This window comes from Microbacterium sp. UFMG61 (assembly GCF_015354505.1).
Classification (GTDB): Bacteria; Actinomycetota; Actinomycetes; order Actinomycetales; family Microbacteriaceae; genus Microbacterium.
Map to the genome: position 1 here is coordinate 1 of NZ_JACAFP010000028.1, position 834 is coordinate 834.

Here is an 834-nt window from a genome sequence, read left to right on the forward strand (position 1 = left end):
GATGATCTCCATCCGAAACGGCATTCTTGGTAACGAGTCTGTCGGTTGCATGAGGAAATGTGGAAACAGAGGACAAATGCATGGTCCGGAATACTGCTAGGAGAAGATAGGTATGGTAAACGAAAGTGAAGGTTTATAAGCTTCGTCACAGTTAGCTCAAGATAATGCATATTCTTGCTTGGGTCTTGGTAAGAGGAAAAGTAGAATCATAAAGCTACTCTAATGCGTCCCGCATCTTGCCCGGAGTAAAGAACCTGCCTACCCCCATCGAATCTGGAGGAAGTGAAACTTGGTAAGCCCTACGTCATCTGCATAAGCAGTAGGATGACTGCAAAGTCAAACAATGTGACAGAGGGTATGGGATATGAGAAAAAGCTAAGGCCGTTACCCTGAAAAGGAACAGGAAAGCAGAATCATTGTATAACTGGACGGATACTGTCGGCTTTACAGACAAGGACAGGCTCGAAAGAGCGCCCACTTCTCATTGGTCTTCAACACGAAAATAAATTTGTGGCTATCTTCTAACGAAAAGGAGCGTGCTGTTATGAATACCTCTCTACGAGCGTCGGCGCACGTCTCGCATAAAGATTGGTACTCTATTGATTGGAGTATNATACAAAAATATGTAGCGAAGTTACGACAAAGAATTTATCGTGCCGAACAACAAAATCAACAAAGAAAAGTAANGAAACTTCAACGTTTACTCCTTCGGAGTAAAGCAAATCTACTGCTTTCTATTCGCAGAGTAACACAACAAAATAACGGTAAGCGAACACCCGGTGTAGATGGCTATACTGCCTCAAAACCAAATGAACGTATCAATCTGTACAAACA

1 protein-coding gene is annotated in these 834 nt (G+C 42.7%); it reads left to right on the top strand.

Going from position 1 to position 834, the window contains the following annotated elements:
- Positions 1-544: 544 nt before the first annotated feature.
- A partial coding sequence (locus tag IXW21_RS18620; RefSeq protein WP_194765623.1) for a reverse transcriptase N-terminal domain-containing protein occupies positions 545-834 on the top strand: 290 nt, incomplete at its 3' end.